The sequence below is a fragment of the Mesorhizobium sp. M7A.F.Ca.MR.362.00.0.0 genome, assembly GCF_004023175.1.
In the GTDB taxonomy this organism is placed as follows: Bacteria; Pseudomonadota; Alphaproteobacteria; order Rhizobiales; family Rhizobiaceae; genus Mesorhizobium.
On record NZ_RZTF01001254.1, the window covers coordinates 1 to 212 of the forward strand.

General features: G+C 37.7%; 1 protein-coding gene. It reads left to right on the forward strand.

The genetic code is table 11. The features are described from left to right. Positions 1 to 212: ferritin family protein (locus tag EOC06_RS39815; RefSeq protein WP_206631531.1), on the forward strand; the 212-nt coding region annotated here is incomplete at both ends.

The window sequence follows — 212 nt, forward strand, 5'->3', positions numbered from 1 at the left end:
CACTGGTCAAAAGCACTCAGCTGCCATTTCAGAAGCCTGCCCGCAAAATTATCATGCAGGAGTTAATTCTGCCTTTGTAGACGAACAAGAAGCTGTCGATTTTTATTTAGAAATCTCTGACAGCACAAATAATAATTTTATTAAAGGATCATTTAAAAGGGCAGCGATGGATGAACAAAACCATGCTGTTTGGTTTTTGTATTTCTTGACAG